Origin of the sequence: Bacillus sp. FSL R5-0576, assembly GCF_038004765.1 — a bacterium.
Classification (GTDB): domain Bacteria; phylum Bacillota; class Bacilli; order Bacillales; family Bacillaceae; genus Bacillus; species Bacillus subtilis.
In genome coordinates this window covers 2,409,525-2,429,241 of record NZ_JBBORU010000001.1, presented here as the reverse complement: position 1 = coordinate 2,429,241, position 19,717 = coordinate 2,409,525, and the positions used below count along the sequence as shown (strand labels likewise).

Below are 19,717 nucleotides of genomic sequence, written 5' to 3'. Positions count from 1 at the left end.
ACCTTTCATAAAGATGGAGGTCGAATGAATGTCTTCAAAAGAAAAAAAGAGTGTAACCATTTTGACGGAAAGTCAATTGTCTTCGAGAGCATTTAAAGATGAAGCGTATGAATTTTATAAAGAATTGCGAAAATCACAGCCTCTCTACCCATTATCTTTAGGAACTCTGGGGAAAGGCTGGCTCATATCGAGATATGATGATGCAATACATTTATTAAAGAATGAAAAATTAAAGAAAAACTATGAAAATGTAATAACCGCAAAAGAAGAGAACCGTCCTGTTCTGTTGAAGAATGAAGAGCCTTTAACAAAGCATATGCTTAATTCAGATCCCCCGGATCACAATCGTTTGCGAGCTCTTGTTCAGAAAGCATTTACTCATCGGATGATTTTGCAGTTGGAAGACAAAATCCAACATATAGCAGATTCTTTATTGGATAAAGTACAACCCAACAAACTCATGAACCTAGTAGACGATTATGCGTTTCCTTTGCCGATTATCGTGATAAGTGAAATGCTTGGCATTCCCCTAGAAGATCGTCAAAAATTCAGAGTGTGGTCGCAAGCAATTATTGATTTTTCAGATGCCCCTGAAAGACTCCAGGAGAATGATCATTTGTTAGGAGAATTTGTTGAATATCTGGAATCCTTAGTTCGCAAAAAAAGGAGCGAACCTTCAGGAGATTTAATCAGTGCATTAATTCAAGCGGAAAGTGAAGGCACACAATTAAGTACAGAAGAATTGTACTCGATGATTATGCTGCTTATCGTTGCAGGTCATGAAACAACCGTAAACTTAATCACCAATATGACATATGCTCTGATGTGCCACGGTGATCAATTAGAAAAGCTCCGCCAGCAGCCAGACTTGATGAATTCAGCCATAGAAGAAGCATTGCGGTTTCACAGCCCTGTTGAGCTAACGACAATTCGCTGGACGGCTGAACCGTTTATACTGCATGGGCAGGAAATTAAACGGAAAGACGTGATCATCATTTCTTTAGCATCAGCAAACCGTGATGAGAAGATATTTCCAAATGCCGACATATTTGATATTGAAAGAAAGAACAACCGCCATATTGCTTTTGGCCATGGCAATCATTTTTGCCTTGGTGCACAGCTAGCCCGCTTAGAAGCAAAGATTGCGATTTCCACCTTATTACGCCGCTGTCCAAATATACAGTTAAAAGGCGAAAAGGAACAAATGAAATGGAAAGGGAATTTTCTGATGAGAGCACTCGAAGAACTGCCGCTTAGTTTTTAATTTTTTGGGGGATATGTGATTTTCAAACATATCTCGTTTTACTCCTTAATTAGATTAAACGATAGTAAAAGCTATAACATAAAAATTTGATATGATAGCTTTTCAAAAACAAAGTTTAGCATTATTTATGCCTACCGGGCATGAAAATGTCTTGCAAACACCAATAGTTTCATCCTATCGGTGTTTTTTTATTTGTTTTCAGCCTCATTTGGACAAACAGCTGTTACATAGTAAACGTTTGTTAAGATAAAATAATGGAGGGCATAGTTTCTAATGAGAAAAATAATGATAGATGGAAGAGACTTTGAAAATATAGAAGTTTTACATGATGTTTTAAAAGATAAACTAGACTTCCCAGACTACTATGGGAGAAATTTAGACGCTTTATGGGATTGCCTGACAGGGTGGGTGGATTTGCCGCTCACTTTAGTCTTGAAAAATTTTGAGTTCAGCAATACACTTTTAGGTTCATACGCTGATGATGTATTAGAAGTTTTACAAGAGGCTCAAGAGGAACTAAAGGACGAATTTAAAATAATAATAGAGTAGACTTTCTGTTTTGCGAATTTTAACAATTTTCGTTCGTAGAAAAAGGCAATAGGGCACCGCAAATTAAATTTTCGGTGAGACCGCAATAACTTTTTGGCTTCTGATAAGTTTCTTATGATGTTGGTATCAAGTCACACAAGTACATAACTCTCCCATGACTTCTTTCTGATGTAAGTTAATTTAATTATGAGTTAATATCAAGGATAATTTTATTCTGTAAATAATATTTTAAAAGGATTTAAATTTAAATAATATTTGATATCTGAATAAAAATTCGTTATTATTTAAATTGGATGAAATATAATTCTGTTAAGGGTATTGGGGGGTTATGAAATGGGTATTATGCTTGACGAAACTGATAAGGCCATTTTAAGAGAATTGCAGGAAGATGCTTCAATATCAAATTTAAATTTATCTAAGAAAATTGGGCTTTCACCATCAGCTTGCCTTGCAAGAACAAAGAACCTAGTAGAAGCAGGTATAATTAAAAAGTTTACGACTATTGTTGATGAGAAAAAACTTGGAATCGAAGTCACAGCACTAGCTCTCATCAACTTATCACCCTTAAATAGGGAGACAATTCATTCATTTTTAGAGGATATAAACAAATTCCCACAGGTTCAAGAATGCTACACACTTACAGGAAGCCATGACTATATGCTTAAGATTGTGGCGAAGGACATGGAGAGTTATCGGAATTTTATCATTGATTCATTAATGCAGAACCCTGCTATTAGTGGAGTTGACACAAGCATAGTCATGAGTACAGAAAAAAGAACTGTCAGTGTGCCAATTGATGAAATGTAGGAGGTTGTTGATTTGAATAAAAATAAAGAATCGTTACATTTAAGCTCTCCTGCTATAAACACTCATATGAATAAGAGAGGTCAAATATGGGCTGCATTTCGTTCTGCATTCCCATATACAATTCCGATTTTTGCGGGGTTTTTATTTTTGGGGATAGCTTATGGAATCTTTATGCATTCTTTGGGATTTAGCGCAATCTATCCAATCATCATGAGTTTTATGATATTTGCGGGCTCAATGGAGTTTGTTGCAGCGAATTTTTTACTTGGTGCGTTCAACCCTATGAATGCTCTTTTTTTGACGTTAATGGTCAATGCCCGGCATTTGTTTTATGGAATTTCCATGTTGGATAAGTACAGAGGGACTGGAAAGAAAAAGCTCTATCTGATTTTCGGAATGTGCGATGAATCATTTTCTATCAATTATACCGCTAATGTTCCGGCGAATGTTGACAAGGGCTGGTTTATGTTTTTTGTGACACTGCTTAATCATTTATATTGGGTCGCGGGGGCAGCGATAGGAGGTATTTTTGGGTCGTACGTGAAATTTAATACCGAAGGGCTTGATTTTGTGATGACTGCTCTGTTTATTGTGATATTCATAGAACAATGGATGAAAGAAAAAAAGCATTACAGTGCTCTCACAGGACTTGGACTTTCAGTAGCCTGTCTTATCCTTTTTGGCGGAAACCAATTTATTATTCCTGCTATGCTCGCCATTTTAGGGGTACTGACTGTTCTGAGAAAACCATTGGAGAAAGCTGAGGTTTCCGTATGACGATGACGATGACGCAGCAAATGATCACCATTGCAATGGTCGTGCTTGGAACAATGCTGACACGGTTCCTTCCATTCATGATTTTCCCGTCTGGCAAACCGACACCGAAATATGTACAGTATCTTGGTAAAGTGCTGCCATCAGCGGTAATCGGGCTTTTGGTCATTTATTGTTTAAAAGATGTGAGTCTGCTTTCTGGAAGTCATGGCATTCCTGAATTGGTTGGGGCAGCTGCAGTTGTACTGCTTCACTTGTGGAAGAAAAATATGCTTCTTTCCATAGCGGGGGGAACCGTTGTTTATATGGTTTTGGTGCAATTGGTTTTTTAACCGATATCGGAAACGATCAAAATGATCATGCTTTTATTGAACTTGATAAAAATATATAAAACTGACCAAACTTATTTTGGAATCAACACTGCGCCAGTGCAAATAGCATCTGTAATGTTTCCTGGCTATTCAAGAAGTGTCTACTTTAATCGGAGGCTATATAATGTCAAAAAAAGTGTCTGCTTCCTATATCATCATTATAGGATTAATGCTATTTGCATTGTTTTTTGGAGCAGGAAATCTCATTTTTCCGCCTATGCTTGGTCAAATGGCTGGAAAAAATGTATGGATCGCTAATGCAGGTTTCTTAGTGACCGGAGTTGGATTGCCATTACTGGCTATAACAGCATTTGTTTTTTCGGGTAAACAAAACTTACAGTCGTTAGCCAGCCGTGTTCACCCGGTGTTTGGCATTGTATTTACGACGATTCTCTATTTGGCAATCGGGCCTTTTTTCGCTATCCCGAGATCAGGAAACGTATCGTTTGAAATTGGGGTAAAACCTTTTTTATCAAATGATGCATGCCCTGTCTCATTAATCATATTTACAATATTATTTTTCGCATTGGCATGCTTGTTATCACTCAATCCTTCAAAAATCATTGATATAGTTGGGAAATTTTTGACGCCAATTAAGCTGACATTTATCGGATTGCTTGTAGTGGTAGCTCTTATTCGCCCAATTGGAACCATTCAAGCACCATCAAAAGGGTACACATCACAAGCGTTTTTTAAAGGATTTCAGGAAGGATACCTCACTCTGGATGCCCTTGTAGCATTTGTTTTTGGAATTATCATCGTGAATGCATTGAAAGAACAAGGAGCTTCTACCAAAAAACAGCTGATGGGTGTTTGTGCAAAAGCAGCCGCGATTGCAGCTGTACTCTTAGCAGTTATGTATACAGCCCTTTCCTATATGGGGGCTTCCAGCGTTGAAGAACTGGGGATTTTAGAAAATGGAGCAGAGGTTTTGGCTAAGGTTTCATCCTATTATTTTGGTTCTTATGGTTCAATCTTATTGGGCTTAATGATTACAGTGGCGTGTCTGACGACAAGTGTCGGACTGATCACTGCGTGTTCTTCATTTTTTCATGAATTATTTCCGAACATTTCTTATAAAAAAATTGCTGTCGTTTTATCAGTGTTTAGTACGCTTGTCGCAAATATAGGATTAACCCAGCTCATTAAGGTGTCAATGCCTGTCTTACTGACAATGTATCCTATCGCGATTTCCTTAATATTTTTAACGTTTTTGCATTCTGTATTTAAAGGGAAGACAGAAGTGTATCAAGGCAGTTTATTATTCGCATTCATCATCAGCCTATTTGACGGTTTGAAGGAGGCTGGAATACAAATTGAAGTTGTGAATCGTATTTTCACTCAGATTCTTCCTATGTATAACATAGGGCTGGGGTGGCTCATTCCAGCTATTGCAGGGGGAATATGCGGCTATATACTGAGTATATTCCGAACAAAAACAAGTTGATCAATCAACAGCAATATCACTCAGATCTGCAGGAAGGACAAAGTGCTTGTTCGCCGGTTGCATTGCTTATTAAATGTGTTCAACCAAATTTACAATCATCCTTCCTCTTGCTTCGCCTCTTCGTAAGGTAGGAAGAACATCCGGTAATTGATCAAGAGTTCCTTCATTCTGCACGAAATTTTCTAAATTTACCGGCTTAAGTTCACTTTCAGTTACAAGTAAATCCCGACCGGAAGAGAAGAAACAAAAATTTTACAGGCTGTTAGCCGAAAGACTGGAATCTGAGTGTGGTATCGCATCAACTGATTTAATTGTATCTATTGTTGAAAATGATAATGCTGACTGGAGTTTTGGACTTGGTGAGGCCCAATTTTCAACAGGTAAATTGTAGTTGAATACTACCCTCAAATGCTTGATTGAAGAAAAGGATAGAGAAACTAGGGTAGCGGAGCAAACCATGGGTTTGCTCCGCTTTTTTATGTTTATAAGAGAATAATTAAGGAGGTATTGTGGATTTCTATAAAAATATTTTGACATTTTAGTAAAGAGCATATATATTTATATATGAACACATGCTCATATATAAATATTATTTGCATCATGTTAGAATGCTTCATAACAGATTTGAAATAATAAATACATATGTATCAAAAACTTTAGTTAAGGAGGAGTTTTTTATGGGTCACAATCATAATGAAGGAGCAAATAAAAAGGTTTTATTGATCTCTTTTATCATGATTACAGGTTATATGATTATAGAAGCTATAGGTGGATTTTTAACAAATAGTCTGGCGCTTTTATCTGATGCAGGCCATATGCTGAGTGATTCAATTTCATTAATGGTTGCCCTGATTGCTTTTACATTAGCTGAAAAAAAGGCAAATCACAATAAGACATTCGGCTATAAACGATTTGAGATTCTTGCAGCTGTGATAAACGGTGCTGCCTTAATTCTTATTTCTCTTTATATCATTTATGAAGCAATCGAACGCTTCTCTAATCCACCAGAAGTAGCAACAACCGGCATGCTTACAATTAGTATCATCGGGTTAGTTGTGAATCTATTGGTCGCTTGGATTATGATGAGTGGCGGAGATACAAAGAATAATCTGAATATAAGAGGAGCTTATTTACATGTAATAAGCGATATGCTCGGCTCTGTAGGTGCCATTTTAGCTGCCTTACTTATCATCTTCTTTGGATGGGGCTGGGCAGATCCATTGGCTAGTATCATTGTGGCTATTCTTGTTCTAAGAAGCGGTTACAATGTGACTAAAGATTCCATTCACATCTTAATGGAAGGAACTCCAGAAAATATCGATGTCTCTGATATCATTCGTACAATTGAAGGGACAGAGGGAATTCAAAACATTCATGATTTACACATATGGTCTATCACAAGCGGATTGAATGCTCTTTCTTGCCATGCAGTTGTGGACGATCAACTGACCATTTCAGAAAGTGAAAATATTTTACGCAAAATTGAACATGAACTTGAGCATAAAGGCATTACGCACGTAACCATTCAAATGGAAACCGAAGCGCATAATCACGACAATGCGATCCTTTGTCAGCCCAAAATGGAGAAGCCGCGTGACCACCATCACCATTAAATTTTTTATCTAACTTTATAGTGAGGAGATCAACTAGCATTTTGCAGATTCTGTCTACTGACAATTTGAAATTGGCGGGGTGATAATGTGTACGACACTATCGTAATCGGGGCTGGTCAAGCAGGGATCTCGATAGGATATTATCTTAAGCAGTCCGATCAAAAGTTTATCATTTTGGATAAAAGTCATGAGGTGGGGGAGAGCTGGAAAGATCGGTATGACTCATTAGTTTTATTTACTTCTCGAATGTATAGCTCTTTGCCTGGAATGCATCTTGAAGGAGAAAAACATGGATTTCCTACAAAAAATGAAATTGTTGCTTATCTAAAGAAGTATGTTAAAAAATTTGAAATTCCAATCCAATTACGGACAGAAGTAATAAGTGTCCTAAAAATAAAGAATTATTTCTTAATAAAAACAAATCGGGAAGAATATCAAACGAAGAATCTTGTCATTGCTACAGGGCCTTTTCATACCCCTAGTATTCCATCAATATCAAAGGATTTAGCTGATCATATTAATCAGCTACACTCATCACAATATAAGAATTCAAAACAATTGGCATATGGAAATGTACTAGTAGTTGGTGGTGGGAATAGTGGTGCTCAGATAGCTGTTGAATTATCCAAAGAAAGAGTTACATATTTAGCCTGTAGTAATAAACTAGTTTATTTCCCTTTAATGATCGGAAAAAGAAGCATCTTTTGGTGGTTTGATAAATTAGGAGTTTTACATGCAAGTCATACATCAATAGTAGGCAAATTCATTCAAAAGAAAGGTGATCCAGTATTTGGGCATGAATTAAAACATGCAATAAAACAGAAGGAGATCATCTTAAAAAAAAGAGTCATTGCCGCAAAGCAAAATGAAATCATTTTTAAAGATTCATCTACATTAGAAGTAAACAATATTATTTGGGCTACTGGTTTCAGGAATCCCTTATGTTGGATAAATATAAAAGGTGTTTTGGATCAAGAAGGTCGAATCATACATCATAGAGGTGTTTCACCTGTAGAAGGATTGTACTTTATAGGGTTGCCTTGGCAGCATAAGCGAGGTTCAGCATTGCTTCAAGGCGTAGGAAATGATGCTGAATACATTGTAAAACAAATGAACGGTGAATAAACGAAGCAGAGCAGTAACTCACATGTTTACTGCTCTATTTTATTGTGAATAAGGGTAGCGAAGTGGAGATGCGCCTTCTCTTTTATTTAAGAAGTTAGAATATAGAAAGAGAAAAATCACTTTAAGACATACTCATATTTTTATGTTCAACAATGGTCTTAAGGAGGCTGCGCATTGAATTTGTCAGGTACGCATCTTTATGGCGTATAAAGATTGTTGAGATACAGCTATCTTTCTCAGGTAATGGGTGACAATAAACCTTACCTTGTGCAGCTAGATGCATAACAGCAGATTCCGGTACCACTGTTATACCGAGTCCAAGTGCAACACTATTTAAGATTGTCTCCAGGATGTTAAATTCCATCATTCTGTTTGGGAGCACACCTTCATCTTTGAGCCATTGTTCAAGCCTAGACCGATACCCGCACCCCTGATTAAAAACAAGAATCGGAGTCGTTGAAACATCCTCTATATTAAACGTTTTGTTACTGGTTACAAGAGTAAGTTTTTCAGTATAAACATCATACTGTTCCAGAATAGAATGTTTCAAAGGGCCTGAAATAAAAGCTCCGTCTAATTCGTGATTCATGACCTTTTTAATAAGTTCCTCTGTTAGACCAGCCTGCAATGATAAATCCACATTAGGATACTTTTTATAATAGGAAGCTATGATGGTCGGCAGTATCCTCACTGTTTCCACTGTACCGATTTTTAATATTCCAGATGGTATTTCAGTATCTAGAAAGACCTGCTCCAGTTCTTCAACATCTTTCAAAATTTTGTTAACGTATTCAATCATTTTTCGGCCCTCTGGGCTTAGTGAAACCCCTTTTTTATGGCGATTGAAAAGAGGTGTTTTGAGCTCATTCTCTAATTGCTTAATCCGCGCAGTTACATTAGATTGTACATAATTTAACTCTTTTGCAGCACCGGTAATACTCTTGTGATGGGCTACGCATTTGAAAATTTGTAAGTCTCGCAGTTCCATGAAGATCCCCCCTTCATTAAAGTATCATTATCAATGATGTTTTTCATCACTTTTGTTCATTTTACTTGATGCTTACTTCTTTTTATAATTCTCATTGTAATTTTAAAGAAAAGGAGGGGAATTCAATGAAAAAAAGTCAATTATTCATTGGTGCCCTTACATGTTTAGTGGCAAGTATGTCTTGGGGCGCGATGTTTCCAGTTGCAGATCATGCATTAGAATTTATTGATCCGTTTTATTTTTCATTTATTCGCTACGGTGTGGTAACAATTATGTTAGTGATTTTATTATTAGTGAGAGAAGGAAAAAAATCATTTCATTTAGAGGGTAAAGCAAAATGGATCATTTTATTTGGGGTGATGGCGTTTACTATATACAATGTTCTTATTTTTTTAGGTCAAAGGTTGATGGGGAAGTCTGGAATTATGACAGCATCCATTGCCGAGGCACTCATGCCGATGCTTTCAATTGTTATTCTATGGGGATATAAACATGTGAAACCTAAAAAATACACAATGATCAGTATATTGATTGCCTTTTTGGGGGCTTCGATGGTCATAACCAAAGGTAATATAAGTTTCTTTTTTTCATTAGGGGATCATCTATTCTCGATACTCTTTATATTCATTGGTGTTTTAGGGTGGGTTGTCTACACAATGGGGGGACAGATATTCCGAGAGTGGTCCACACTTCGTTATTCAACTTTGACATGTTTATTCGGCACAGCTATAACAGGAATCATGACAGCTATACTTACCGCGCAAGGTTACGTGTCGGTACCGAGTATTAAAGTGATTGCAGCAATTAAGTATGATTTTTTATTTATGATTACTTTACCAGGTATCATAGCCCTCCTTAGTTGGAACTATGGCATTAAAATCCTATCATCCATTAATGGGATTTTATTTATTAACTTTGTCCCCATTACTACATTGTTAATCATGGTGATCAAAGGATATAACATAACTGCATTTGATATAGTAGGAACACTGTTTGTCATTATTGGACTCATTTTAAATAACATATATCAGCGTAAGGAAGATTATAAGCAGGTATTGAAAAAAGAAAAAACAAATTTGACTATCACTTAGACGGTGGGGGATTTAAAATGTTTGAAGGTTTATTGTTTTTCATTTCAGCTGGAATTGTCTGTGAACTTGCTGCAATTAATAGAAATGGCCGCAAAAATATAAAGCAACAGGCGGAATTGATTCAAATTTTAAAAGAAAACCTTAATAAAGACATTAAATAAATCAAGACGGTTGGATATTATTGAAACACACCAGAAAATTCAGGTGTGTTTTTATTTTGCTTTCTATTTTAAGTCTTAAAATGTCACCAATCGCTAGTTGAATACTATGGGAACCACTCTTCATACGGAAAAAGATGATTATTTACATCATTCAGAGTTGATTTTAGGTTCTTTTGAACTTATAATGTTATATATATTGTTTTTTGTTTATTCAGAAAAAACGAATGTTATAAAAATAAAAGAAAATATTTACATCGGAGGTGTACGCCTTACTAGGTAAGGCAAATCATTGACAACCATTAACCTTATAATCTTTACTCTTTTAATTGTCTTAACAGCATTTTTTGTTGCGACTGAATTTGCGATAGTAAAGATCAGGTCATCAAAAATTGACCAACTCATATTAGAGGGAAAAAAAGGTGCCGTATCAGCCAAAAAGGTCATTACTCATTTGGACGAATATTTGTCAGCTTGTCAATTAGGGATCACGGTTACAGCGTTGGGAATTGGCTGGGTCGGAGAATCGACTTTTGAAGTGATTCTGCACCCCTTATTTGCTCATTTTCATGTAAGTGAAACAGTCTCACATGTATTGATCTTAGTGATTGCTTTTGTGATGGCGACTTTTTTGCACGTTGTAGTTGGAGAGCTTGCTCCTAAAACACTCGCTATCCAAAAAGCGGAAACCATCACTCTTTTGACTGCAAAGCCAATTATTTGGTTTTACCGCATCCTGTTCCCTTTTATATGGTTTTTAAATGGTTCAGCCCGGTTTATAGTAGGACTTTTCGGTTTGAAACCTGCATCAGAACATGAACTTGCTCATTCTGAAGAAGAACTGCGCATCTTACTGTCTGAAAGCTATAAGAGCGGTGAAATCAATAAAAATGAGTTGAAATATGTAAATAATATTTTTGAATTTGATGAAAGAATCGCCAAAGAAATTATGATTCCAAGAAGAGAGATCGTAGCGATTTCTAGTGAGGATTCTTATGAAACTATTGTTAAGACCATTAAGACAGAGAGCTATACAAGGTACCCAGTCCTAAATGGAGATAAAGATTCAATCATTGGTTTTATCAATGCTAAAGAATTTTTGTCAGCTTATATTGACACAGACCAGAAGATAAAAGAGGATTTCAAGTTAGAAAATCATATCAACCCTGTTATCCATGTTATTGAATCCGTTCCAATTCATGATTTATTGGTAAAAATGCAAAAAGAGCGAACACATATCGCTATTCTTGTGGATGAATATGGCGGCACTTCAGGTTTAGTCACTGCTGAAGATATTCTTGAAGAAATTGTCGGGGAAATCAGAGATGAATTTGATAAAGATGAAGTGCCTAATATTAGAAAAGTAAATGATAATCACTATATCTTAGATTCGAAAGTGCTCATTGAAGATGTAAATAATTTATTGGGAACGACGTTAGCAAGTGACGAAGTGGATACAATAGGCGGCTGGTTTATGACTCAACAAATAGACGCTGCAGTTGGGTCCGTTATAGAAGCCGATGGGTATATTTTTAAAGTGCACAAAACAGTTGGCCGGCATATTAATTATTTAGAAATTGTCCGGAAAAAAGAATAACATCTGGATAAAACACATGAGATTTTGACTAATAAGATGCTTAAAGCCTGAGATGAAATTTTCATCCAGGCTTTTTTAAACAATGATCTTGCAGTTTAAGTAGGTAATCATGATCGAAGTTCAAACGTTTCTAAGCAAAAAAGGAGGCCTGGATATCTATAGCTCTTTTACCATTACCTTCTCACCATTAAAGTCGAGTTCACCATTAAATTGAAAACCAAACCTTTGATAAAGGCGTATAGCATGAATATTATTTTCAAATATACTTAAATAAATTCTTTTGCATTTATATAGCTCAGCAAGGTGCTGAATGAGGGCTTTAAGCATTTTCTTCCCTAATCCTTTTCCCTGATAGCGTTCGTCAATAAAAAATCGGTCAAGCCAGACTCGTCCGTTTTTATTATCTTCATCATACTCGGGAAACAATCCATACATTGCAAAACCGACTAGATCTCCTTCATAGTAAAGCCCGACAGGTTTATAATAGTGACATTCGTTTGCATCCTCTAAACATATTTTTGTAGATTCAATATATGATAATTGATTCTGGCTGACATGTAGATCAAGAATTGCAGCACGATTATCATCAGTTACTGCTTTTATTTTTATACTCATACTACATTCTCCTTTTTTCTTATCCCGGTTAGGCTGCGGCTTAAGGTGATGGCAGATGAAATCCTGATATTGCTAAAACTCAGCTTAAACTATATTCACGTCAAGCAACATGTAGCCTATCAAATTAAGTACCTTTTCTTATTGTGCCTAACCAGAGGCATTCCCTGCATCTAAATGACTTGACTTTATAGAGGCTGAATTAATTCAAAGCTGCAGCATCATTCTTTTTTTCTTTCCAAACCATTGTAAGACCAAGGCCGACAATCATAACGAAACCTGCAAAAAGGAAAGGATAATGAATGTTAAGATCAAATAGTATACCGCCTAAAGCAGGTCCAAATATATTTCCCAGGCTGGTGTATGTGGAGTTCATGCCTGCTACGAAACCCTGCTGGTTACCGGCCATATTGGATAAATGAGTTGTTAAGGCCGGACGTAGCAAATCGAACGCCAGAAAAATAAAACAAGTTACAAGCAAAACAGTTAAAAATCCTGACATAACAGTAGACACGAAAGCCAAGATCGCTCCGGTTATTAAGCACAGCTGAATCATTCTTTTCTCTCCAAGTTTGTTGACCAATTTCCCGAATAGTAAAACTTGAATAACTACCGCAACAATGGAACTAATCGTAATAATGGTTGCGATATCTTTTGGTGTAAAGCCAAATTTATGATCAGAAAACAAGCTGAATACCGTTTCATAAGCTGATAAACCAAAAGCCATTACAAAGACGATAATAAATGCAATGAAATAGACAGGATGAATGGATCTTTTCAAGTCTTTAATGAAATTTGATTCCTTTGTATGAGATGAGAGTTGATGGCGTTCTTCTATCGGCAATGACTCTTTTAGTATAAAAACGGAAGTGACAGCTGCTATTAACGCGATGGCGGAGGCGAAGAAAAACGGCATGCGGATGCCAAAGCCGGCAATAAATCCTCCCGCACCAGGCCCAATAATAAAGCCTGTGCTAATTGCAGCAGAAACATACCCCATTGCCTTTGACCTTTCCTTTAGGGTTGTAATATCAGCTACATATGCTGTTACCGCGGGCATGATAAAAGCCGCACTTATACCACCCAATATCCTCGAGAAATAAAATATTGAAACATGGGTCCCTAATCCGAAAATCAACTCAGATAAACTGAATATAAGCAGCCCGAGAATAATCATTTTTTTTCTCCCGAAACGGTCAACCCACCTACCTGCAAAAGGTGAAGTAATTAACTGAGAAATGGCAAAAGCCGCAACAAGATAACCCATTGTGCTGCCAGATAAATGCATGATTTTCATAAAAGAAGGCATAACTGGAATGATTAAACCGATACCAAGAAATGCTACGAAGATGTTGCTTAATAGTATAATGAATATCGTTTTTTGCTCATTTATTGATTTTTTCATCTGAATTCCCCTTTTACTCAATTGAACCCTTTTTACCTATCCTTTTCGCTTGAAGCTTTTTTCAAGTACAATCAAATCATAAGGTATATGGTTACCGTATAGTCAAGGAGGTTTTTATGAGCGAAGATGTTAAGAAGTATTTCACAACAGGGGAGTTTTCGAAGCTCTGCCGTGTAAAAAAACAAACCTTATTTCATTATGATGAGATTGGTCTTTTCTCGCCGGAAATAAAAAAAGAAAATGGGTATAGATATTATTCCTATCATCAATTTGAGATTTTTCAAGTCATCAGTCTATTTAAAGAGCTTGGGGTTCCATTAAAAGAAATAAAGTGTCTAATAAAAGGAAAAACACCAGACAAGATCCTGCATGTTCTAAAAGAAAAGTCTATTGAGATTGATAAAAAAATAAATGAGCTTAAGCAGTTGCAAACGATCTTACAAACAAAAGTGGCGCTTACTGAACAAGCACTTGAGACTGATTTTTCCTCAATTTCTTTTGAATATTTAAATGAAGAAACATTCATGTTAAGCCGAAAAACATTAAACTTACCGGAACGAAAATATGTGGCAGCCATTTCAGAACTCATTCATGAAGTTCAGCAAAATGAATTAGATGAAGGATATCCGATAGGCGGAATCTTTGCACGGGAACAAATCTTAGAAAAAGACTTCTACAATTACAGTTACTTTTATATAAAAGTAAAAAATGGGGGAGAGAACATAAATTATCATGTACGGCCAAAAGGCCTGTATGCAGTTGGATATGAAATAGGCGGAAATACTGAAGAGGCGTACCGGAGAATCATTGAGTTCATTGAAAAGAATGGAATGCAAATAGGGGAAAATGCATATGAGGAATATATGCTGGATGAGATGGTAGTTGACGGGTATGAAAATACATATGCAAAAATCCTCCTTCAAGTTAAAGAGGTGTAAGATTATCAAAAGAATATAAACTGGTTTACTAAAAGCGAGCCCACATACAGGTGACGGTACAAACGGCACTGGGAACCGCAAGTTTATCGGCGTTGAAATATGCTATAACGATTCAGGAGGCGCTAAATACTACGCTGCTGAAAAGCTGGCCATCAAGGCGCATCCAAAGGGATAAATCTAAAAGAGCTGGGATAGGGGGGACAAACAACAGAATTCCGTATACTCTGTTGTTGTGCTATGTAAATGTTCAAAAGCCATTTAGGATCGTCGACCTTTGATAATCCATCATATAAAAGTGTCATTCGATGTCTTGTTAACAAAGGCTAGTGAAATTCAACATCCAGAAAACGATTACAAGGTCGGTGATAAATTATTAATTCGTGAATCAAACGGTGATCGAACATTCATTTTTGTGTTTAATATGAGTTTTCTTGATTTAGCACACTCCCTTAATAAATGCATAGGATACTATCACAAAAATTTATAATTGTGGGGATCAAAAAATGTACTATAACCCTTTTTCGCCTCAATGTTATTATTATGTGACTGTACCGATGTATAATGATGGAAGATCTGTTTATTGGACTATTCCAAATGAGATGGAGAACGTACACAGAGGTGCCGATTTGCGCTCTTCATATGAAGATAGAAATCTTCTTTTAAAGGATTATGGACCAAAACCATTTGTTGTAAATATCAATAGAGCCACAAAACAAAACAATACGTTCCGTACTGCTTTATGGACAGGAAAGCATTTTCAAGTTACTTTGATGAGTCTTGGTATTGGAGAAGACATTGGTTTGGAAATCCATCCTAACGTTGACCAGTTCTTACGGATTGAGCAGGGGCGTGGGGTCGTCAAAATGGGAAAGAGCAAAGATCATTTGAACTTTCAAAGAAATGTTTATGATGATTCTGCCATTGTTGTACCTGCCGGCACTTGGCATAACGTGATTAATACAGGTAATACGCCATTAAAACTTTACTCCATTTATGCTCCTCCTAACCATCCATTTGGTACAGTTCATAAAACCAAAGCAGATGCAGTGGCTGCGGAAGATTAGCATAGTTATTCGCAGAATCACATCCAGCATGAAACATGGGGAACCAGTACCTAAGAATTGTTTTTATGCAAATGAAACCCAATGTAATATCCAAGCAGTCTTGTGCTAATTTTAAAAGTAATTGATAAAATAAAGTCGATTTAAATTAAAATCGGCTTATTTCTTTATTCAAGTTACTTTTAGCAGAATTGGCATTATCGAAATGTAAGTATTTTTTCAATTCGCGGATATTGAAATGAATCTATCAGCACAAAGAAAGTGACTTTCACACTTGACTATATACCTATGGGGGTATATTATAGTTTTGTGAATAACAAAGAGTTAATAAGGTGGTGTAAGTAGTATCAATTATTTAGTTATTGCATTCCTGCTTATTTTTGTGATTATCATTGCAACGTATAGACGTTATTATCCTATAACCGGAATCTCTTGTATCCATAAAGATAAATTAAAGGCTATAGACATGACAATATTAGATATTCGCCATTATAACGATGTACCCAATTTTTCGGATGATATTATTTTAAACATCCCATATGCGTATCTAAAACGTTTTTATTTAGAGATTCCACGTGATAAAATACACATAATAGCTCGTGATCGGGTGGAATTAAATTTAGGAGTGCGTTTTCTAAAGCGCAAAGGTATCCATGTAAACAGTTATGAACTGGCAACATGTAAATGTAAAAATAAATGAAAGAAAGGATTTCATTGATATATGGAGTATGATCAAAAGATTAAAAACCGCTTACGACGGATTGAAGGACAAATTAAAGGTGTATTGACTATGATGGAACAAGGAAAAGATTGTAGAGAGGTTGTGACTCAATTAGCAGCTTCCCGTAATGCGATCGATCGAGCGATGGGTTTAATTGTGAGCACAAACCTTGAACATTGTGTTCGTGAAAGTTTAGAAAAAGGCGAAGACACACAAAATTTAGTAAAAGAAGCAGTCGACTTATTGGTAAAGAGCCGATAAAAATTCATCAACCTAAGGTTGACGAATTTTTATATGCGTTATATTATACCCCAACCGGTATTTAAAGAGTTGAATAATAGCAGATCTTTCGAAAAAATTTTTTGACTTTAATATACCCATAGGGGTAATTAGTTAGGAGAATCAACATGACAGAACAAACAAAACGCACAACAATTGTTTTATTTAGCGGGGATTATGATAAAGCAATGGCAGCCTATATTATTGCAAATGGTGCAGCTGCCTATGATCATGAAGTGACGATCTTCCATACTTTTTGGGGATTAAACGCTTTACGTAAAGAAGAGCTGATTCCAGTGAAAAAAGGATTTCTTGAAAAAATGTTTGGAAAGATGATGCCTCGTGGTGCTGATAAGATGGGTTTATCTAAAATGAACTTTGCAGGTATGGGCCCTAAAATGATTAAAAATGTGATGAAAAAGCATAATGCACTTACATTACCTCAGTTGATTGAGATGGCTCAAGAACAGGGGGTAAAGCTCGTAGCTTGTACGATGACAATGGATCTTCTTGGTTTACAGGAAAAAGAACTATTAGATGATATCGACTATGCTGGTGTAGCAGCCTATTTGGCTGATGCTGAGGAAGGCAGTGTCAACTTATTTATCTAATGTTACTCATTGCTAAGCGGAATGAGAAGTTTAAAGGCAAGTAAAATATTGAAGAAACAAGGATTTAAAAAGATCACAAATATAAAAGGGGGTATGAATACATGGTATTAACTTCTAGGGAGAAACTTTTTGTATATTTATATACCCCCACCCCTATATGAGAAAAGGAGGAAAAAATGATGAAAGCAAATATTGTACTAGACGCTAAAGGTTTGGCGTGTCCAATGCCTATCGTAAAAACGAAGAAGAGAATGAAGGATTTAAAAGCTGGTGAAGTATTGGAAATTCATGCAACAGATAAAGGTTCTACAGCAGATCTGGAAGCATGGGCAAAAAGTACAGGCCATGAATATCTAGGTACTGAAGCAGAGGGAGAAATACTTCGTCATTTTCTTCGAAAAGGAGGAGAGCATTTATCAGAAAATGCATCTTCAATTCCTGAGATTTCATTAGAAGCTTTCAAACAGAAAGTGGATAGTGGCGAGTCTCTTAACATTTTAGATGTACGAGAGATAGAGGAGTATGAAAAAGCTCATATCCCTGGAGTTGTGCATATCCCTCTTGGTGAAGTGGAAAAGCGCTCTAACGAATTAAACGAAAATGATGAAATTTATATTATCTGCCATTCGGGAAGAAGAAGTGAAATGGCGGCCCGCACTATGAAAAAACAAGGTTTTAAAAAGGTTATTAATGTTGTTCCCGGTATGCGGGATTGGACAGGTAAAACAGAATAAACAAAAAGGATGATGAACAGATAAGTACAAGAGTAGCGATTATTGCGGCAAATGGTGGTCTGTTTGACGCTTATAAAGTATTTAATTTAATATTGCGACTGCGGCAGCAGCAAGTGATCAAGAAGTATCTATCTTCTTTACATTCGAGGGATTAAACCTGATCCATAAGCATTCCCATCAACATTTAGAAATGCCGAAAGGAAAAGAACACTTCGCAGAAGGTTGTAAGAAAGCAAATGTGCCTTCTATTCTTAACTGATTGAAATGGGAGTTGCATGAATTGGTTGTCAAATAACGATGGACGTTATGGGTTTAACAAAAGATGATTTTATGGAAGGAATCGAAGTAGGCGGGGCTGTTACCTTTTTAGATTTTACTAAAGATGCTGATGTATCCTTAACATTTTAGTCCCGCTAAAAGATTCGATATAGGAGGTATTGAAACATGACCGTAAAGGCAATGATCCCAAAAGAAGTGACAAAAAAAATCTTTAACAAAGAACCTTTATTTATTTTGGATGTGCGTAATGAAAATGATTTTAGCGATTGGAAGATAGAAGGACATGACTTTGACTATTTAAATATACCGTATTTCGATCTTTTAGATGGCGTAGAAGATATCTTGGAGAAAATTCCTTCTGATAAAGAAGTGCTGGTCGTTTGTGCAAAAGAAGGTTCATCCGTCATGGTATCCGAAATGCTATCTGAAGCAGGTCATTCTGTATCCTATCTTAAGGGTGGAATGAAAGCATGGAGCGAACATTTAGAGCCGGTAAAAGTCGGGGATTTAAAAGATGGCGGTGAGATGTATCAGTTTGTTCGAATCGGTAAAGGCTGCCTGTCATACATGGTCATTTCCAATGGTGAAGCAGCAATTATTGATGCGACACGTATGGTAGATTTCTTTATGGATTTTGCGAAGGAGAAGAGTGCAACGATTACTCACGTATTTGATACACATCTTCACGCGGACCATATTTCAGGCGGCAGAGTCATTGCTGAAAAAACAAAAGCAACCTACTGGTTACCGCCTAAAGATGCTGAAGAAGTGGTATTCGATTATCAGCCGTTGGAAGAAGGAAACGACATGATCATTGGAAATACAAAGATTAAAATTCAACCGATTTATTCGCCGGGGCACACGATTGGGTCCACTTCTTTCATTGTCGATGATCTGTATCTTCTTTCAGGTGATATTTTGTTTATTGATTCAATTGGCAGACCAGACTTAGCCGGTATGGCAGAAGATTGGGTAGGAGATTTAAGAAAAACGCTTTATAGCCGTTACAAAGCGTTATCAAAGGATTTAATTGTATTACCAGCACACTTTATGATCATTGACGAGCTAAATGAGGATGGAAGTGTTGGTAAAAAACTAAGTACATTATTTAGCGAGAACCATGGTTTGAACATTGCGGATGAAACAGAATTTAGACACCTAGTAACAGATCATTTGCCTCCGCAACCAAATGCATACCAAGAGATTCGAGAAACAAACATGGGGAAAATCAGCCCAGATGAAGAAAAACAGCGTGAAATGGAGATTGGCCCAAACCGCTGTGCAATACGGTAA

The 19,717-nt window shown here is 36.4% G+C and carries 21 protein-coding genes and 5 pseudogenes; 23 read left to right on the top strand and 3 right to left on the bottom strand.

Annotation, left to right across the window (positions count from 1 at the left end):
• Positions 1–28 precede the first annotated feature (28 nt).
• From NX903_RS12515 to NX903_RS12475, 9 genes and pseudogenes are all read left to right on the top strand, one after another.
• A complete protein-coding gene (locus NX903_RS12515) occupies positions 29–1,264 on the top strand; it encodes a cytochrome P450 family protein (RefSeq protein ID WP_086344115.1) in 1,236 nt (411 codons plus the stop codon).
• Positions 1,265–1,537: 273 nt separating this feature from the next.
• Positions 1,538–1,813, top strand: a complete 276-nt coding sequence (locus NX903_RS12510) for a barstar family protein (protein ID WP_086344114.1) — start codon at positions 1,538–1,540, stop codon at positions 1,811–1,813.
• Positions 1,814–2,146: 333 nt separating this feature from the next.
• A complete protein-coding gene (azlB, locus tag NX903_RS12505) occupies positions 2,147–2,620 on the top strand; it encodes an azlBCD operon transcriptional regulator AzlB (RefSeq protein WP_015251617.1) in 474 nt (157 codons plus the stop codon).
• Between the two features lie 12 nt (positions 2,621–2,632).
• Positions 2,633–3,397 carry an azaleucine resistance protein AzlC gene (gene azlC, locus NX903_RS12500; protein ID WP_064671004.1) on the top strand — a complete coding sequence of 255 codons (765 nt, stop codon included), beginning with the start codon at positions 2,633–2,635 and terminating at the stop codon, positions 3,395–3,397.
• The gene (azlD, locus tag NX903_RS12495) at positions 3,394–3,726 is read left to right on the top strand and encodes a branched-chain amino acid transporter AzlD (RefSeq protein ID WP_003245988.1); all 333 of its coding nucleotides are present in this window, start codon (positions 3,394–3,396) and stop codon (positions 3,724–3,726) included. Before azlC ends, azlD begins: the two co-directional genes overlap by 4 nt.
• 163 nt (positions 3,727–3,889) lie before the next feature.
• Positions 3,890–5,212: a branched-chain amino acid transport system II carrier protein gene (gene brnQ / locus NX903_RS12490; RefSeq protein ID WP_086344113.1), complete on the top strand. Its 1,323-nt coding sequence runs from the start codon at positions 3,890–3,892 to the stop codon at positions 5,210–5,212.
• Between the two features lie 196 nt (positions 5,213–5,408).
• A pseudogene (locus NX903_RS12485) lies at positions 5,409–5,603 on the top strand (tautomerase family protein); the annotation flags it as partial.
• 286 nt (positions 5,604–5,889) lie between these two features.
• On the top strand, positions 5,890–6,825 hold the full coding sequence (czcD, locus tag NX903_RS12480; RefSeq protein WP_086344112.1) for a CDF family zinc transporter CzcD: 936 nt from the start codon (positions 5,890–5,892) through the stop codon (positions 6,823–6,825).
• Between the two features lie 87 nt (positions 6,826–6,912).
• Positions 6,913–7,950: a flavin-containing monooxygenase gene (locus NX903_RS12475; RefSeq protein WP_077671562.1), complete on the top strand. Its 1,038-nt coding sequence runs from the start codon at positions 6,913–6,915 to the stop codon at positions 7,948–7,950.
• A gap of 121 nt (positions 7,951–8,071) precedes the next feature.
• Here the strand turns inward: NX903_RS12475 and czcR are convergent, their stop codons facing one another.
• Positions 8,072–8,938, bottom strand: a complete 867-nt coding sequence (czcR, locus tag NX903_RS12470; RefSeq protein ID WP_032726237.1) for a LysR family transcriptional regulator CzcR — start codon at positions 8,936–8,938, stop codon at positions 8,072–8,074.
• A 125-nt stretch (positions 8,939–9,063) separates the two neighbouring features.
• Between czcR and NX903_RS12465 the strand changes: the two genes are divergently transcribed.
• From NX903_RS12465 to NX903_RS12455, 3 genes are all read left to right on the top strand, one after another.
• Positions 9,064–10,029, top strand: coding sequence for a DMT family transporter (locus NX903_RS12465; RefSeq protein WP_086344111.1), 966 nt, complete (start codon positions 9,064–9,066; stop codon positions 10,027–10,029).
• Positions 10,030–10,046: 17 nt separating this feature from the next.
• Positions 10,047–10,190: a YrzO family protein gene (locus NX903_RS12460; protein ID WP_014477437.1), complete on the top strand. Its 144-nt coding sequence runs from the start codon at positions 10,047–10,049 to the stop codon at positions 10,188–10,190.
• Positions 10,191–10,479: 289 nt separating this feature from the next.
• Entirely contained in the window at positions 10,480–11,784 is a 1,305-nt protein-coding gene (locus NX903_RS12455) for a hemolysin family protein (protein WP_086344110.1), read from the top strand.
• 156 nt (positions 11,785–11,940) lie between these two features.
• On the opposite strand, the gene bltD is transcribed toward NX903_RS12455, so the two are convergent.
• Positions 11,941–12,399, bottom strand: coding sequence for a spermine/spermidine acetyltransferase (gene bltD / locus NX903_RS12450; protein WP_086344109.1), 459 nt, complete (start codon positions 12,397–12,399; stop codon positions 11,941–11,943).
• Positions 12,400–12,598: 199 nt separating this feature from the next.
• Positions 12,599–13,801 (bottom strand): multidrug efflux MFS transporter Blt, encoded by a 1,203-nt coding sequence (gene blt, locus NX903_RS12445; RefSeq protein WP_086344108.1) that lies wholly within the window; start codon positions 13,799–13,801, stop codon positions 12,599–12,601.
• Between the two features lie 116 nt (positions 13,802–13,917).
• Between blt and bltR the strand changes: the two genes are divergently transcribed.
• The 11 genes and pseudogenes from bltR (at position 13,918) to NX903_RS12390 (ending at position 19,717) form a co-directional block, all read left to right on the top strand.
• Entirely contained in the window at positions 13,918–14,739 is an 822-nt protein-coding gene (gene bltR / locus NX903_RS12440; RefSeq protein WP_029727181.1) for a multidrug efflux transcriptional regulator BltR, read from the top strand.
• A gap of 43 nt (positions 14,740–14,782) precedes the next feature.
• Positions 14,783–14,896, top strand: a pseudogene (locus NX903_RS20985) (N-acetylmuramoyl-L-alanine amidase); the annotation flags it as partial.
• Positions 14,874–15,017, top strand: a complete 144-nt coding sequence (locus NX903_RS12430) for a hypothetical protein (RefSeq protein WP_032722385.1) — start codon at positions 14,874–14,876, stop codon at positions 15,015–15,017. The pseudogene NX903_RS20985 and the gene NX903_RS12430, both read left to right, overlap by 23 nt.
• A 225-nt stretch (positions 15,018–15,242) precedes the next feature.
• Positions 15,243–15,803 carry a cupin domain-containing protein gene (locus tag NX903_RS12425; protein ID WP_029318137.1) on the top strand — a complete coding sequence of 187 codons (561 nt, stop codon included), beginning with the start codon at positions 15,243–15,245 and terminating at the stop codon, positions 15,801–15,803.
• A gap of 379 nt (positions 15,804–16,182) precedes the next feature.
• A complete protein-coding gene (locus NX903_RS12420; RefSeq protein WP_086344106.1) occupies positions 16,183–16,500 on the top strand; it encodes a sulfurtransferase in 318 nt (105 codons plus the stop codon).
• Between the two features lie 21 nt (positions 16,501–16,521).
• Positions 16,522–16,782 (top strand): metal-sensitive transcriptional regulator, encoded by a 261-nt coding sequence (locus NX903_RS12415; protein WP_003237170.1) that lies wholly within the window; start codon positions 16,522–16,524, stop codon positions 16,780–16,782.
• A 146-nt stretch (positions 16,783–16,928) separates the two neighbouring features.
• Positions 16,929–17,411 carry a DsrE/DsrF/DrsH-like family protein gene (locus NX903_RS12410; protein WP_024572226.1) on the top strand — a complete coding sequence of 161 codons (483 nt, stop codon included), beginning with the start codon at positions 16,929–16,931 and terminating at the stop codon, positions 17,409–17,411.
• Positions 17,412–17,426: 15 nt separating this feature from the next.
• Positions 17,427–17,522: pseudogene (locus tag NX903_RS12405) on the top strand (rhodanese-like domain-containing protein); the annotation flags it as partial.
• A gap of 65 nt (positions 17,523–17,587) precedes the next feature.
• Positions 17,588–18,145: a sulfurtransferase TusA family protein gene (locus NX903_RS12400; protein ID WP_086344105.1), complete on the top strand. Its 558-nt coding sequence runs from the start codon at positions 17,588–17,590 to the stop codon at positions 18,143–18,145.
• A 20-nt stretch (positions 18,146–18,165) separates the two neighbouring features.
• A pseudogene (locus NX903_RS12395) lies at positions 18,166–18,553 on the top strand (DsrE/DsrF/DrsH-like family protein).
• Between the two features lie 29 nt (positions 18,554–18,582).
• Positions 18,583–19,717, top strand: a pseudogene (locus tag NX903_RS12390) (MBL fold metallo-hydrolase).